This window comes from Streptococcus suis (genome assembly GCF_002964045.1).
GTDB lineage: Bacteria > Bacillota > Bacilli > Lactobacillales > Streptococcaceae > Streptococcus > Streptococcus suis_U.
The window spans coordinates 1-278 of the sequence record NZ_POPB01000080.1 but is presented as its reverse complement, the minus strand read 5'-3'; the positions used below and the strand labels follow the sequence as shown (position 1 = coordinate 278).

Genomic DNA, 278 nt, shown 5'->3' with positions numbered 1-278 from the left:
GCTGCCATGTAAACTGAGTCGTAAGCTAGAGCTGAGAACATTGATGGCTCTTCATTGTATTCTTTCACATAGGCATCATAGAATGCTTTTGCTTTTTCACTTGCTGATGTTACAAATCCAGAAAGGTAGTAAACATTTGATGCTGCTGATGCAGTTGCCAATTCAGTAAATTGTGGTGAGTCAAAACCATCTGAACCAAGAATTGGCTTGTCAATACCCAAACCGCGTGCTTGCTTCACAATTGTACCTGTTTCATTGTAGTAACCAGGCATGATGAT

The 278-nt window shown here is 40.3% G+C and carries 1 protein-coding gene; it reads right to left on the bottom strand.

The features are described from left to right. A partial coding sequence (locus C1E99_RS00355) for an ABC transporter substrate-binding protein (RefSeq protein ID WP_153060115.1) occupies positions 1-278 on the bottom strand: 278 nt, incomplete at both ends.